The organism is Sphaerisporangium melleum (assembly GCF_014646695.1).
Classification (GTDB): domain Bacteria; phylum Actinomycetota; class Actinomycetes; order Streptosporangiales; family Streptosporangiaceae; genus Sphaerisporangium; species Sphaerisporangium melleum.
The window spans coordinates 186,996-201,433 of the sequence record NZ_BMNT01000002.1 but is presented as its reverse complement, the minus strand read 5'-3'; the positions used below and the strand labels follow the sequence as shown (position 1 = coordinate 201,433).

Annotated in this window: 12 protein-coding genes; 8 read left to right on the top strand and 4 right to left on the bottom strand. The window is 72.5% G+C overall.

Features of this window, described 5'->3' with window-relative positions; translation table 11 throughout:
- Positions 1–97: 97 nt before the first annotated feature.
- Positions 98–1,567: an LCP family protein gene (locus IEY93_RS02685; RefSeq protein WP_189161310.1), complete on the bottom strand. Its 1,470-nt coding sequence runs from the start codon at positions 1,565–1,567 to the stop codon at positions 98–100.
- 102 nt (positions 1,568–1,669) lie between these two features.
- On the opposite strand from IEY93_RS02685, the gene IEY93_RS02680 reads away from it, so the two are divergent.
- Positions 1,670–2,725, top strand: a complete 1,056-nt coding sequence (locus tag IEY93_RS02680) for a glycosyltransferase family 2 protein (protein WP_189161389.1) — start codon at positions 1,670–1,672, stop codon at positions 2,723–2,725.
- 141 nt (positions 2,726–2,866) lie between these two features.
- On the opposite strand, the gene IEY93_RS02675 is transcribed toward IEY93_RS02680, so the two are convergent.
- Complete coding sequence (locus IEY93_RS02675; protein ID WP_229690796.1) at positions 2,867–4,393, bottom strand: bifunctional cytidylyltransferase/SDR family oxidoreductase; 1,527 nt, start codon at positions 4,391–4,393, stop codon at positions 2,867–2,869.
- Positions 4,394–4,681: 288 nt separating this feature from the next.
- Between IEY93_RS02675 and IEY93_RS37750 the strand changes: the two genes are divergently transcribed.
- The 6 genes from IEY93_RS37750 to IEY93_RS02645 all read left to right on the top strand — a co-directional run bounded on the left by IEY93_RS37750 (position 4,682) and on the right by IEY93_RS02645 (position 11,330).
- Positions 4,682–6,712 carry a CDP-alcohol phosphatidyltransferase family protein gene (locus IEY93_RS37750; protein ID WP_268241518.1) on the top strand — a complete coding sequence of 677 codons (2,031 nt, stop codon included), beginning with the start codon at positions 4,682–4,684 and terminating at the stop codon, positions 6,710–6,712.
- Between the two features lie 2 nt (positions 6,713–6,714).
- The gene (locus tag IEY93_RS39255; RefSeq protein WP_189161309.1) at positions 6,715–7,338 is read left to right on the top strand and encodes a DUF5941 domain-containing protein; all 624 of its coding nucleotides are present in this window, start codon (positions 6,715–6,717) and stop codon (positions 7,336–7,338) included.
- Between the two features lie 141 nt (positions 7,339–7,479).
- On the top strand, positions 7,480–8,214 hold the full coding sequence (locus IEY93_RS02660) for a phosphocholine cytidylyltransferase family protein (RefSeq protein WP_189161308.1): 735 nt from the start codon (positions 7,480–7,482) through the stop codon (positions 8,212–8,214).
- Between the two features lie 124 nt (positions 8,215–8,338).
- Positions 8,339–9,379 carry an iron-containing alcohol dehydrogenase family protein gene (locus tag IEY93_RS02655; RefSeq protein WP_189161387.1) on the top strand — a complete coding sequence of 347 codons (1,041 nt, stop codon included), beginning with the start codon at positions 8,339–8,341 and terminating at the stop codon, positions 9,377–9,379.
- Positions 9,357–10,124 carry a CDP-alcohol phosphatidyltransferase family protein gene (locus IEY93_RS02650; RefSeq protein ID WP_189161307.1) on the top strand — a complete coding sequence of 256 codons (768 nt, stop codon included), beginning with the start codon at positions 9,357–9,359 and terminating at the stop codon, positions 10,122–10,124. Before IEY93_RS02655 ends, IEY93_RS02650 begins: the two co-directional genes overlap by 23 nt.
- 306 nt (positions 10,125–10,430) lie before the next feature.
- Positions 10,431–11,330 (top strand): glycosyltransferase family 2 protein, encoded by a 900-nt coding sequence (locus IEY93_RS02645; protein ID WP_189161306.1) that lies wholly within the window; start codon positions 10,431–10,433, stop codon positions 11,328–11,330.
- 44 nt (positions 11,331–11,374) lie between these two features.
- On the opposite strand, the gene IEY93_RS02640 is transcribed toward IEY93_RS02645, so the two are convergent.
- Complete coding sequence (locus IEY93_RS02640; RefSeq protein WP_189161305.1) at positions 11,375–12,019, bottom strand: class I SAM-dependent methyltransferase; 645 nt, start codon at positions 12,017–12,019, stop codon at positions 11,375–11,377.
- A gap of 266 nt (positions 12,020–12,285) precedes the next feature.
- On the opposite strand from IEY93_RS02640, the gene IEY93_RS37745 reads away from it, so the two are divergent.
- Positions 12,286–12,792: a TetR/AcrR family transcriptional regulator gene (locus tag IEY93_RS37745; RefSeq protein WP_203968327.1), complete on the top strand. Its 507-nt coding sequence runs from the start codon at positions 12,286–12,288 to the stop codon at positions 12,790–12,792.
- Positions 12,793–12,825: 33 nt separating this feature from the next.
- Here the strand turns inward: IEY93_RS37745 and IEY93_RS02630 are convergent, their stop codons facing one another.
- Positions 12,826–14,298: an ATP-binding protein gene (locus IEY93_RS02630; protein ID WP_189161304.1), complete on the bottom strand. Its 1,473-nt coding sequence runs from the start codon at positions 14,296–14,298 to the stop codon at positions 12,826–12,828.
- Positions 14,299–14,438 lie beyond the last annotated feature (140 nt).

Below are 14,438 nucleotides of genomic sequence, written 5' to 3'. Positions count from 1 at the left end.
GCGTGCCCGGCGGATGTCAACGGCACCCGTCACGGCCGGGCCGCTTCGTGCTCGTACACGCGGCCGCCGGCCGATCGACCGCCCGGCGGAGGTGGAGTCACTTCTTGCAGATGTTCTGCGTGGCCGTGCGGGCCACGGGCGCCGAGGAGGGCGTGGGGGAGCTCGACGGGGTCGCCTCCGCCACGGTGACCTTCTTGACGCCGGAGTACTTCGTGCCGACGACCACCTCGATGCCCGAGACGTCCGCCTGGCGCAGCTTGGCGCCCGGGATGGCGGCGGCGACCGTACGGGCCGAGTCTTCGCGCCCGGCAGGGTAGCGGACCAGGGTGTCCACCTGGTCTCGTGGCGTGACGTCGCCGGGCGCGGACGGCACCAGGAAACCGCCCTTCAGCAGGTCGTTCTTCGTCCGCGCGCCGAGGCCCGTGATCGCGGTGCCGTTGAGCACGCGCACCGCGATGCGCGAGGGCGCGATGGTGAGCGCCGTCGCCGAGGCCGACGGCGTGGGCGAGGCGGACGCGGTGGCGCTCTTGGACGGCGCGGGCTTGACCAGGGACTCGTCGGCCTCGATGCGCCGGAACAGGTCGCGCGCCGCCGGCTTGTCCCACAGCACCGCCGACTCCCCGGTGGGGGTCTTGTAGTCGACGTCGGCCAGCGGCACCGTGGTGAAGGTCACATCGTCGGTGGACACGTCCTTGAGCTGCTCGGCCAGTCCGACCAGGTCGTTCGCGAGCGCCTGGTCGACGGTGAGGGTCTTCAGGGTCGAGGAGACCAGCCCGAAGAGCTTGCCGGGATTGGTCAGCGTGCCGCCGCTGAGCGCGCGCTGCAGCAGGGCCGAGATGACCTGCTGCTGGCGGTCGATGCGGTCGAGGTCGGACCGGGCGGTGGCGCGGGTGCGCGCGTAGAACAGCGCCTTCGCCCCGTCCAGCTCGTAGGTGCCCGGCTGGAGCTTGAAGCCGGTGTGCTGGTCGTCGATGGCGACCGGGGTGCAGACCGAGATGCCGCCGAGGGCGTCCACGACGTTGATGAACCCGAGGACGTTGACCTCGACGTAGTGGTTGATGGTCAGCCCGGTGAGATCGCGGATGGTGCGGACGGCGAGCGGGGCGCCGCCCAGGGAGTACGCCGAGTTGATCTTGTGTTGGCCCTTGCCGGGGATGTCCACCCAGCTGTCCCGGGGGATGCTCACCACGGTGATCTTCGAGTGGTCCTCGGAGAGGCGGATCACCATGATGGTGTCGGTACGCTGGCCGACCTCCCGGCCGAGATGGAGCTGGTTCTGCTGCCGCCGGGTGAGATCGTCCCGCTTGTCCACCCCGACCAGCAGGATGTTCATCGCGCCGGTGGCGTCGGACTCCACCGTCCCCGCCTCGACCGGCTTGATCTGGCCGGCCGCGTAGGCCGACAGGAACCACGACACCCCCGACCCGAGAAGGACCGTGGCGGACAGCGTCCCGCTGACGACCAGGCCGCGCAGCCCCGCCCTGGCCCGCTTGGTGCGGCGGGGGGACAGCCGGACGCCGCCATAGGAATCACCGCCGACGTGCACGCCGGAGTCGTCGTCGGTCACCTGGCGGCCTCCTCCGCGTGTCGAACGCCCACCGGTGGGGACGTGTGCGCCGGCCGATGGGTTGCCGTCCCCACCCGCTCGTACAGTAGCGTGAGCGCCGCCATGAAGGAGTTCCCCGACTCGCCCCTGACCGGCCAGAGCACCCGCGTCTGGCCGCCGATCTCGGTCATCATGCCGGTGCTCAACGAAGAACGGCACCTGCGTGAGGCCGTCCGGCAGGTCCTCGCCCAACGTTACGACGGTCCCATCGAGGTCGTCCTCGCCATCGGCCCGTCCCAGGACCGCACCCAGGAGGTCGCCGACGCCCTCGCGGCCGAGGACCCCCGTGTGACGGTCGTGCCCAACCCGACCGGACGCACGCCGAACGCGCTCAACGCCGCGATCGGTGCGTCCCGCAACGGGATCATCGCCCGCGTCGACGGGCACGCCATGCTCCCGGAGGACTACCTGCGGGTCGCCGTCGAGACGCTGGAGAGCACCGGCGCCGACAACGTGGGCGGCATCATGGCCGCCGAGGGCGTCACGCCGTTCGAGCAGGCCGTGGCCCGCGCCATGACCTCCAAGATCGGCGTGGGCAACGCGCGCTTCCACACCGGCGGGCAGGCCGGCCCGGCCGACACCGTCTACCTCGGCGTCTTCCGGCGCGAGGCGCTGGAGCGCGTCGGCGGCTACGACGAGCACTTCCAGCGCGCGCAGGACTGGGAGATGAACCACCGCATCCGCGAGACCGGCGGCCTGGTGTGGTTCCAGCCGCGCATGCGCGTCTCCTACCGGCCCCGGCCCAACGTCCGCGCGCTGGCCAAGCAGTACTTCCACTACGGGCGCTGGCGCAGGGTCGTGGCGCGCACCCACGAGGGCACCATCAACCTGCGCTACCTCGCGCCGCCGCTCGCGGTGGCGGCGATGCTGCTCGGGGTGCTCATCTCGCCGTTCTACTGGCCCGGCCTGCTGATCCCCGGCGCCTACCTCGCCGCCATCCTCGCCGGCTCGCTCGCCACCGGCCGCGGTCTGCCCACCGCCGCGCTGGCCCGGCTGCCGCTGGTGTACGCCACCATGCACCTGTCGTGGGGCTGGGGCTTCCTCACCAGCCCGCCCGGCCTCAGCAAGGCTCCCCGCCCCGCCCACACCACCCCGAGCACCCCCACCCCACCCGCCTGACCACAAGCCTCTCCCGGCCCGGCCCACCACCGGGCCGGGCCGGGCGCTTCCTCCCCGCAGGTGCAAGATCGAACGCGCGGTATGGCGCGCGAATGATCTAGCAGCGAGTGTCTTTCCCCGGCGCCGTCGCGTGCGGCGGGGTCAGTGGGTCTCTATGACGCGGCCGGTCCCGGGGGAGGCGAGCAGGCCGATGGCGGCCTGCGCGAGGGTGCGCGGGGGCGCGTCGGCGGGGGAGCGGCCGGAGAGGGGCGGGCGTACGGGAGTGGTGTCGCCGGCGGTCACGCAGTCGACCCGCACTCCGTACTCGGCCCACTCGTCCGCGAGCGCGCGGGCGAGGGCGGCCACGGCGGCGCGGGCCGAGGCGTACAGGCTGGAGCCCGCCTGATCCCCGCTACCGGACGCGGGGCCCGCCTGTCCGCCGGACCGTGAGCCTGACGGGTCGCCGGACGCGGGGCCCGCCTGTCCGCCGGACCGTGAGCCGGACAGGTCGCCGGATGGGACGTGTGGCCGTGCCGCGCCGGGGCGCGCGTACCCGGCCGGGGAGATGGTCAGCAGGAGGTGGCCACCGGATTCGCGGAGGTGGCGCAGGGCCGCGCGGGCGACGGTGACCGCGCCCAGGTGACCGGCCGCGACCGTCTCCGCGACGGCGGCGTCGTCGGCCTCGCTCAGCCCGCCCAGGTAGGACACCTCGGCGGCGTACACCACATGGTCGATGCGGCCGCTCTCCTTGGCCGCCCGGTCGAGGGCCTCGGCGACCGCGAGCGGGTCCGTCACGCGGACGCCGCCCGGCCCGCCCGCGAACGCGTGCACGGCGGCGCCGTACCCGGCCGCGAGTTCCGCGACGCCGGCGCCGTGCTCGCCGCCGAAGACGACCACCGTGCTCCCCGTCAACGCCTCGCGGTACGCGGCCGGGTCCTGCGGCTCTGCCACGGCGTCGGCGGCGAGCTGGAAGAGCCTCTCGGCGATGTGCAGGTCCACCGGGTGGGTGACCTTCAGATTGTGCTCGCTGCCCGGCACGATGCAGATGGGGACCTCGGGGAGGTACCGCAGGACGACGCCGCAGTCGTCGGTGGCCGGCCGCTTCTCGAACTCCGGGTCGGCGAAGGCCCTCTCGTACGCCTCGCGGATCACCGAGAGCCGGAAGCACTGCGGGGTCTGGCTGCGCCGCAGCAGCGACCGGTCGGGGGCCGCGCCGATGGTCTCCCGATCCGGGCCCGGGACGGCGACCACCATCGTGTCGGAGGAGGGGATGGCGACCCCCACCGCCCGGTGCGTCCGCAGCGCCTCGACGCACTCGGAGATGATGCGCGGCTCCACCAGCGGGCGCACCGCGTCGTGCAGCAGGACGTCGCAGTCGCCTTGGCCGAGCGCCTGGAGCGCGCGCCAGGTGGACTCCGGACGGCTCGCCCCGCCCGCCACGACCTTGGTCACCTTGCGGAAGCCGCCACGCCGGACCACCCGCTCGGCCTCGGCGACGTGGCCGGGTGCCATCAGTACGACGATCTCGTCGATCTCGGGCGCGCTCTCGAATACGGACAGCGTGTGTTCGAGGATGGTGCGACCGGCGATCTCGATGAGCTGCTTGGGCGTGCCGAGCCCGACGCGCTGCCCGACGCCGCCGGCGAGCACCACTCCGACGGTCCGCAGGCGTGGTTCCTGTGCGGCCAAGGTGACGACTTCCTCCTGCTCCTGGTTCCACCGCAGACCTTACTGACCTCACCCACCCCTACCCGCGGCCGACGCCGTCTCCACTCCCCGTGCCGGCTCCTGCCGCGGCCGATCGCGCCCGGTGGTCATCCGTCACGTTCCGTGCCCGGCGCTCCGGCTTCGCGGCGGCGTTCCGGGGAGCGTGACCTGCGGCGCGCCAGAGAACCGGGCCGATGGGATTGCAAGGGCCGTGACGGCTCGGTTACTTTGCGGGGTGGACGATCCCCGGTCGCGGAAGGAGCCCCTGGTTTGCCCGCATCCGCGTACCCGCCTCCCGAACGGCCGCCGGGCGCCGGCAGTGGCGCGCGGGGGGCCGTGAGCCGTCCGGGCCGGCCGCCTGGCAGGCGGTCGTCGCCGGTCGTCGCCGTGGTGCTCGCCACGACCCCGCAGACCCGGCTGGAGTGCGCGGAAGGCACTCTCGTCGAGCGGCTGGCCGACCAGCTCGTCACGCTGGAGGCCGGGCGGCTGCACGTGGTGACCAGGGCCGTGCTCAGCCCCGCGCTGGCGACCCGGGCCGGTCACGCCCAACCGGCGGGGAACGCCCCGCCGGTCCCCGTCCCCCGATGGCCCGCACACTCCGCGGAGCAGTCCGCGCAGGTCGCGGCGCCTTCCGGCGTACCACCCGAGGCCGTCGTCCCGCGTACGGGCACTGCGTCACCGGACACCCTCACCCCTGACGTACCCGAAGTCGTCCGGCGTACGGACGGTCCGCCGCCGGACGCGCCTCTCCCGGACGACCTGGCCCGGGAGGTCGCGGGCACGGACATCTCCGCGTCGGGCCTCAGCGAGCCGGACATCTCCGTACCCGGCCTCCTCGCGCCCGATGCTCCCGGCGGTTCTGACGGCGTGGCCGCCGCGAGACCGGATGAGTCCCTTGAGTCCCTTCCCGGCCTGCTGGGCGGGGAGGAGTCGTTGCCCGGCCTGCCCCGTCCCGACCGGGTGCGCAGCTCCGGGCTGCCCGGTGACCTGCGGGCGGTGGCCGCCGCGGCCCGGGCCGGCGAAGGGCCGGTGGCCGTGCTGCCCGGCGACCTGGTGGCGCACACCGAGGCGCTGGCCCTGCTGCTCGACGACCCCGCGCGCGGCACCGCGGTCCTGATCGCCGCCGAGCCCGGGCACGGCGCGGGCGGCGTCCGCGCGCCGGTGCGCGCCGAGCGCGGGCGGGTGGTCGCCGCGGGCAACTCCTTCCACACCGTGACCGCGCCGAACGCCCGATTCCAGGGCGTGCTGCACGTGGCGCAGGCCGACCTGGCGAGCTTCGCCGAGGTGGCCGAGGAGCTCGCCAACCTGGCGGGCGACCGACGCCTCGGCTCGGCCGGCGAGGCCGAGGTGACCGAGCTGCTGCTGGCCGGGCTGGTCCGGGTGGGGGTGGCCGTCCGGGCGGTGCCCCTCGGGCTCCTGCACTGCACCAGGGTGACCGGGCAGCGCGAGGCCGATGCCGCGATCGCCCACCTCGCCGAGGTGGACGAAGACCGCGCCCGGCTGGCCGCCGCCGTCAAGTCCGAGGACGGCTTCGCCGCGACCTTCCTCGTCAGCTCCTGGTCGGGGCGTCTGGTACGCCTGGCGGCGCGTGCCGGGCTCACGCCGAACGCCGTGACGGGTCTTTCCGTGGGGCTGGCGGGCCTGGCCGCGGTGGCCTTCTCCGCCGGGCAGCGGCGCGCGCAGCTCGTGGGCGCGGTGCTGCTCTACCTGTCGTTCGTGCTCGACTGCGTGGACGGGCAGCTCGCCCGCTACACCCGTGCCTTCTCGCCGCTCGGCGCCTGGCTGGACGCCACCTTCGACCGGGTCAAGGAGTACGTGGTGTACGTCGGGCTCGCGGTGGGGTACGCCGGGGCCGCGGAAGGCGGTGTCACCGGTCCGGAGGGCATCTGGGCCCTGGCGGTGGCGGCCATGCTGCTCCAGGCCATCCGCCACATGATCGACTTCTCGTACGCGGGCGCGCGGGCGGACGCGGCGGGCATCGACCCGATCTGGGAGCGCCCGGGGCACGGCGGTTCGCTCGACCTGCCGGCCCCGCGCGCGGGAGCCTCGGCGGGCGAAGCAGCGGTGACACGGCGGCGCGGGGGCGGCGGCCTGGTGGTGCGCCTGTCGGCGCGGCTCGACCGCAACACCGCGTCGCGCTGGCTGAAGAAGATCGTCGTGCTGCCGATCGGCGAGCGCATGCTGCTGATCGCGGTGACGGCGGCCCTGTTCAACGGGCGCGTGACCTTCCTCGCGCTCCTCGCGTGGGGCGGCCTGGCCGCCCTGTACACCCTGACCGGCCGCTTCGCGAGGTCCCTATGAGCATGACCACGGTCCACATGACCCGGGTGCCGCGCGGTTCGGTGGCCGCCTACCGCGACGACGGGGTCCTGTCGCGCGGCATGGGCCTGCTGGTCGCGGGCCAGCTCCCACCGCTGCCGCCCGCGCTGGCCGGGGCGTTCGTGACCGGGGTGATGCTCCTGCTCGGCGTGGCGGGCGCCGACGGGCCCGCCGTCTTCGCACCCGCCGTCGCGCTGATGCTGGCCGGGCCGGGCAGTTCGCACCCGCACGACGGACGGCTCGACTGGCTGGTGCCGCCGATCCTGCGCCTCACCGAGTACGGCTTCGTGGCCTCCGTGGGCTTCGCCTGGGGGGTGCCCAGGGTGCTGGTGTACGCCCTGCTCGGCGCGATCCTGTTCCACCACTACGACGTCGTCTACCGCTACCGTCAGCACGTCTACCCGCCGCCCTGGCTGGCCTCGGCCGGTCTGGGCTGGGAGGGCCGCATGCTGCTGGTGGCCCTCGGCGCGTTGCTCGGCATCGTCACGCCGGTGTTCGCGCTCATGGCGGTCTACCTGGCCGGGCTGTTCTGCTGGGAGAGCGTCACCTGCTGGATGGCCGCGCCCAGATCGGGCGTCGAGGCGGCCGACCTCGGCGCCCAGGACTGAGCGGGACACGCGGGGCGCCACGCACCGCCATTGCCAACGTTTGGTCGGGGAACGGAATAGGTGAACCGGCGATTACACGATCACGGCTCCCAGGCAACTAACCTTTGGCCTACGGATTCTGGCTTGACTGAGGAGTGCACGTTGCTGGGAATGGTGCTGGCCGCCGGGGCCGGACGACGCCTGCGGCCGTACACCGACACGCTGCCGAAAGCGCTCGTGCCGGTCGACGGGGAGACCACGATTCTGGACATCGCTCTGCGTAACCTCGCGGCGGTGGACCTCCGGGAGGTCGTGGTGATCGTCGGCTACGCGGCGCAGGCGGTCCACGACCGCAAGGCCGATCTCGAGCGGCGGCACGACGTGAAGCTCACTCTCGTGCACAACGACAAGGCCGAGGAGTGGAACAACGCCTACTCCCTGTGGTGCGCGCGCGACCACTTCTCGCAGGGCGCGCTGCTGGTGAACGGCGACACCGTGCACCCCGTCTCGGTCGAGCGCACCCTGCTCTCCGCGCCGGAGACCAGCGACATCCTCCTCGCCGTGGACGACGTGAAGAAGCTCGCCGACGAGGAGATGAAGGTCACCCTCGACGAGGGCGGCCACCTGCGCCGCATCACCAAGCTGATGGATCCCGCGGACGCCTACGGTGAGTACATCGGCGCCACGCTGATCCGGCCCGGCGCGGCCGAGCGCCTGGCCGACGCGCTGAAGGCCACCTTCGAGCGCGACCCCCAGCTGTACTACGAGGACGGCTACGGCGAGATGGTCGCCCGGGGTGAGAAGATCTCCGTCGCGCCCATCGGCAAGGTCGACTGGGTGGAAGTGGACAACCACGACGACCTCGCCAGAGCCCGGGAGATCGCGTGCACCTACTAGCCGAGCCGGCGCCGGCGGGCACGCCGGTCCGCGCCGGGACGAGACCCCGGGCCGGGAGACGATCCCGCCCCGGGACGATCGCCCGGAACGGGCTACGGGAGACCGCATGCCGCTGCTAGCACGAATGCTCACCGCCCCGCTGACCGTCGAGGTCCGCCGCGGCGCGGTGGCCCAGCTCGGCGCGCTGCTCGCCGACAGCCGGGTGGCCACCTCCGGGCGGGTCGCGGTCGCGGTCGGCGCCGGGCAGGGTGACGCGATCAGCGGCCTGATCGCGCCGACGCTGGTCGACGCCGAGGTCTTCCGGGTCCCCGACGGGTCGGTGGACGCCGCGGTCGCACTCGGCGCCGACCTGCGCAAGGGCGCGTACGAGGCCGTGGTCGGCATCGGCGGCGGCAAGACGATCGACGTGACCAAGTACGCCGCCTCGCTCGCCGGCATCCCCATGGTGGCCGTGGCCACCAACCTCTCCCACGACGGCATCTGCTCCCCGGTCTCCTCCCTGGAGCACGAGGGCGGCAAGGGCTCGTTCGGGGTGCCGATGCCGCTCGCGATCCTCGTCGACCTGGACTTCGTCCACGGGGCGCCGTCGCAGCTGGTGCGCTCGGGTGTGGGCGACGTGATCAGCAACCTGTCCGCGATCGAAGACTGGCAGCTCGGCAACGTCGAGCGCGGGGAGCCGATCGACGGCCTGGCCGTGTCCATGTCGCGCACCAGCGCCGAGGCCGTTCTCGGCCGGTCCGACTCGATCGAGTCGGACGCGTTCCTGACCGTCCTCGCCGAGGCGCTGATCCTGTCCGGCATGTGCATGGTCGTGGCGGGTTCGTCACGTCCCAGCAGCGGTGGAGATCATGAGATCCTGCATGCCGTGGATCAGCTTTTTCCCGGCACCTCCAACCACGGCGAGCTCGCCGGCATCGGAGCGGCCTTCTGCTTCTTCCTGCGGGAGGACGCGCCCCGGCTGTCGCTCGTGACCGGCTGCCTGCGCCGTCACGGCCTGCCGGTGACCCCGTACGACGTCGGGCTGACGGCCGAGCAGTTCACCGAAGCGGTGATGCTGGCCCCGTCCACCCGCCCCGGGCGGTACACGATCCTTGAGCACCTGCGTCTGTCCGAGACCGAGGTGCACGACCGGGTGGAGGAATATGTCCGGGCCGTCGGTCATTGAGCTGCGCGCGGTCGCCCAGCCGCACAGCACCATGGAGCGCAACTCCGGCGAGCACTGGGCGGGCGCGCTCTACATGCGCAGGCTCTCGATCTACGTGACGTGGGCGCTGGCGCGTACGCCCATCTCGCCGAACCAGGTCACCGGCCTGATGATCCTCTTCGGGCTGCTGGCCGGGGTGGTGCTCGCGCTGCCCGGCCTGTGGGCGGCGGTCGCCGCGGCCGTGCTCATCCAGATCTACCTGCTGCTCGACTGCTCCGACGGCGAGCTGGCCCGGTGGACGCACCGCACGTCCATCACCGGCGTGTACCTCGACCGGGTGGGGCACTACTTCGCCGAGGCGGCGCTGCTCATCGGCCTGGGGTTCCGGGCCTCCGAGACGCTGCCCGACTGGTACACCGTGCTCGGGTTCGCCGCCGCCCTCGGCGCGATCCTGATCAAGTCCGAGACCGACCTGGTGGACGTCGCCCGGGCCCGTTCCGGGCTGGTGGCCACGACGGAGGCCGCGGCCGAGCACTTCCGTTCGCGGCGCCTGGGCGCGGCACGCAAGATCGTGGCGGCGCTGCGCTTCCACCGGGTCATCCAGGCCGTGGAGCTGTCGATCATCGCGGTGCTCGCCGCCCTCTGGGACGCGATCGCCGGCGGCCAGACCGCCACCCAGGTGCTCACCATCGCCTGCGTCGTGTTCGCCGTGCTGCAGACCGTCCTGCACCTGGTCAGCATCCTGGCGTCCCGCCGTCTGGACTGACATGAGCCGGGCGCGGTCCAGTGCGGGTGTGTGCCGAGGCGGCCGGGGGCGCGGCTGGTCCGCGCGCCCGGCGTCCGGCCGCCACCGGACACCGGGCGGTTCGTCGGGTTCACCCCGACTTGCGAACCCATCGGAACCGGCGGCGGCTCACCGGCGTCGTATCACTGTCAAGAGCCGCCACCAGACTTACGCCAGCGTTTGGCGGGGGTTCGCTGGCAGTTCCGATACCCTTAGTCCGCAGTACCCGGCGACACCCACGATGGCCCGCTCACACAGACTCGGTGAACATGATTCAATGCGTTCTCCATGCGTCGAGGCGATGACGCGTTGAAGATCTCTTGTGTCATCCTCACCATGGGTAACCGCCTCGCCGAGCTTGACCGGGCCGTCGAGTCCGCGCTGACCCAGACCGACGGCGACGTCGAGGTCATCGTCGTCGGCAACGGCGCCGACGTGCCCCGGCTCGCCGCGGCGCCGCAGAACGGCGCGGCCACCGTCCGCACCGTCCGCATCCCGCACAACGTCGGCATCCCCGAGGGGCGCAACCACGGCGTCCGCGAGTGCACCGGCGACGTCGTGCTCTTCCTGGACGACGACGGCTGGTACGCCGACGACAAGGTCGCCGCGCACGTCCGCGAGCGTTTCGCCGCCGAGCCCGACCTGGCGGTGATCTCCTTCCGCGTGATGGACCCCGAAGGCGGCGTCGGCCAGCGGCGCCACGTGCCCCGGTTGCGCGCCGGCGACCCCCAGCGCTCCTCGCCGGTCACGACCTTCCTCGGCGGGGCCTGCGCCATCAGGCGTTCGGCGTTCCTCCAGGTGGGCGGCCTGCCCGGCCGGTTCTTCTACGCGCACGAAGAGACCGACCTGGCCTGGCGGCTGCTCGGTGAGGGCTACCGCATCGAGTACGACGCGGACGCGGTCATGTACCACCCGCAGGTGCCGCCCACCCGGCACGCCGACTTCTACCGGCTGAACGCCCGCAACCGGGTGTGGCTGGCCCGCCGCAACCTTCCCTGGCTGCTGGCCGCGCTCTACCTGCTCGACTGGATGCTGCTGACCGTGGTGCGCGAGCGCTCCGGCGTGGCCATCAAGTCGTGGTTCCGCGGGTTCAAGGAAGGGCTGCGCGAGCCGGCCGGCGAGCGACGCCCCATGGCGTGGCGCACCGCCTGGCGCATGCTCCGCCTCGGCCGCCCCCCCATCGTCTGACCGCACTCCCGCGCTGACCATCTGCGCCGGGGACGGGCACCGCGCTAGGCGGGGCGTACGGCCCGCACGTAGTACAGCAGTGAGCTCAGGTCGCCCTGTGCGTCGATCGTGAACCCCGCGTCGGGGATCAGCGTGCCCAGCAGCTCGCCCGGAGTGTTCCGCATGGCCGGGGCGGCCACCAGGCTCATCAGGCGGCCGGACACCCGGCCGGTCGGCGGGCGGAACTCGGCGATCAGCAGCCGCCCGCCCGGCCGGAGCACGCGGAACATCTCCCGCAGGGTCTCCGCGCGGGCCGCCGGGGGGATGTGGTGGACGGCGAAGGTGGACACCACCAGGTCGAACGAGCCGTCGGGGAACGGCAGGTCCTGCCCTTCGCCCACCACGTAGTCGCAGTTGCCGGGAGCCCGGCGGCGGGAGTACTCCACCATGGCGGGCGCGGCGTCGACCCCGGTGACGTGGCCGGACGGGGTGACGACCGGGGCGATCACCCTGCTGAGGTAGCCGGTGCCGCAGCCGACGTCCAGGACGCGCTCGCCCGGCCGGGGCCCGGCCAGTGCGGCGATCCGGGTGAAGACGGCACGTCGCCCGCCGAGGAAGCCGATGAACGACATGACCTCGTAGGCGCGCGGGTGGTCGATGGTCCCGCCGCCGGCGTCGTGGTCGTGCCGCAGTGCTTTGCCGATTCCCATGACGTTCCCCTTCCGCCTTCCGAACAACCTGTTCGGTTATGAATGGTGCGTCCGTTAGGCTGACGGGGTCAACGAGCAGATCCGCGCGGATGTGCCGTACCGGACAGGAGCCGGAAAATGCCCGAGGATCCCCAGATCACATCAGGCCTGCCGCCGGGGACCGGCACGTGGTCTCAGCGGACCGGCCAATGACCTCCGGACACCCGCAGGCCGCCCCCGGAGACCGGCGGGTCCGGCGAACTCGGCGGGCCGTCCAGGATGCGCTGGTGGCGCTCATCCTGGAGAAGGGGTACGACGCGGTCACCGTCACCGACATCATCGCCCGCGCCGACGTCGGCCGCTCGACCTTCTACGCCCACTTCACCGACAAAAAGGACGCGCTGCTCAGCAACATCGACCAGCTCGACTTCCTGCACGCCGCGCCGGCCGGCCGCCCGGCGGAGCTGTTCGCCTTCAGCCTGCCGATGTTCGAGCACGTGCACGAACACGGACGCCTGCTCCGGGCGCTGCTGGGGCGACGCGGCGCGCAGCCGGTCGTGGCCCGCGGCGAGCAGGTGCTCAGCACGGCCGTCCACCAGGAGCTCACCGCCGCCGGCGCCCGCCCGGGACCATCGCTCGACCTGCTGGTGATCTGCGTGGTCGGCGCGTTCATGGCGCTGGTGCGCGCCTGGGCCGACGGCGAGATCACCGCCACCCCCGCCGAGTTGGACGCCGCCTTCCGCGCCGCCACCCTCCCCGCCATCCACGCCACCCTCCCCACCGAACCGAGCTGAGACGGCAGGACCCGGACCTCGGGGCGGCCATGATCACTCCAGCCCGTACAGCATGGGGACGTCTACCAGCAGCACCTGGGGGTCCCGGTCCGCCTCGGCGCGCAGGGCGTCGTCGAAGCCCGCACCGCTGTAGCAGGCGAGCACCGTGATGGCGGTCTCGTAGCCCTTGGCGGCCAGCAGATCGCGAGCCCGGCGCAACCGGCCGAGGTGCCGCAGATCCATGACCTTGTCCCACTTGGCCTCGCCCAACGACTTGATCGCACGGGGTTCGCCGGGATACGGCACGCCGAGAACGACGATGTCCACGTCGATCTGTGCTCTCTCGCCCGGATCGGCCACTGTTCCGGCCACGACCTCCCCGATCCCGCCCTCCCCGAAGTTGTGCCGCCCGTACCGCAGGACGTATTCCCGGCAGAGGTTCTCGAAGTGCGGTCCCATGACCTTGGACAGGAAGCGCTGGCGCGAGCGTGCCCAGACCTCCTCGGCCAGCCCGAGGCTGAGGTCCGTCCACTCAGGGCGCATGATCGCCTGGTAGAAGGTGATCAGCGGCTCGGCGATGCGGTAGCGCGTCCGCCCGGTGCGGAAGGCGTCCTTCTCCTTGACGAGCAGGCCGCAGTCTTCCAGCACGTTGAGCGGGTGGGCGATGTCCGCTGATTTGTGGCCGATGTACCCGGCGATGCCGCCCCAGGTGTTGTTGCCCTCGGCGACCGCCGCGAGCACCGAGTGGTACAGAGCCGGGTCGCGGATGGCCGGTTCCTCGGCCAGCAAATAGCGTCCCTCCCGGAACAGGGACGTACGCCGGTTGAGCACCGTACGGGAGATCCACGCGTCGAAGTCGGCGAGTGAGGCCGGGCGGTCGCCCGCCACGAATTCGTCGCGGTAGGCCGGAGTGCCGCCGACGACCGCATGCAGCATCGCGGCCAGCCGAGGATCCGGCACATCCCAGAACCGCGCCGCCTCGCGGTACGGCAGCGGCTGGACGAGGAGTTCCAGGCGCGCCCGACCGCGCAGCGGCGCCTGTCCGGCGAGGACCTTGCCCATTACCGACAGTGCGGAGCCGCAGATCAGCAGGCGCCCGTTGCTGCTGCCCCCATGAGTGCGACCCCTCAGGTCGATCTCCTGCTTCAGGATGGACGCGATGGCGGGGTTCGCCTTCATCAGGTACGGGAACTCGTCGATCACCAGCGGCATCGGCCGGTCCTTCGGGAGCGAGAACAGGAAGGTCAGCGCGTCCCGCCAGTCGGCGAACGGGAATCCCACCGGCGAGCCCGTGTGCCGCGCGAGGGCCATGCCGAACAGGCGCAGCAATTCGACGTCGGTGCCCTCGGTCGCCTCGAAATAGAAGCCGCCCAGCGCCTCGGCCAACGACCTGAGCAGAAACGTCTTCCCCTGCCGTCGCCGCCCGCTGACCACTCCGAACGCCACCTCGGCCTGCGAGCCGGTCGCGAACTCGGCCAGCGCCTCCCACTCCCAGTCACGCCCGAAGACGTGATCCGGCTTCTCCACCAAGAGTCACCACCCCGCCACTGAAGTACAGTCCACCGAACTGTACTTCAGCGCTGCGCTGTCCACGCTTCGATCCCGGCTCCCTTCACCCTGGGCGGCATGCATCATCGTCCGCACAGCCGCTTGCGGTCGGCGCCGCT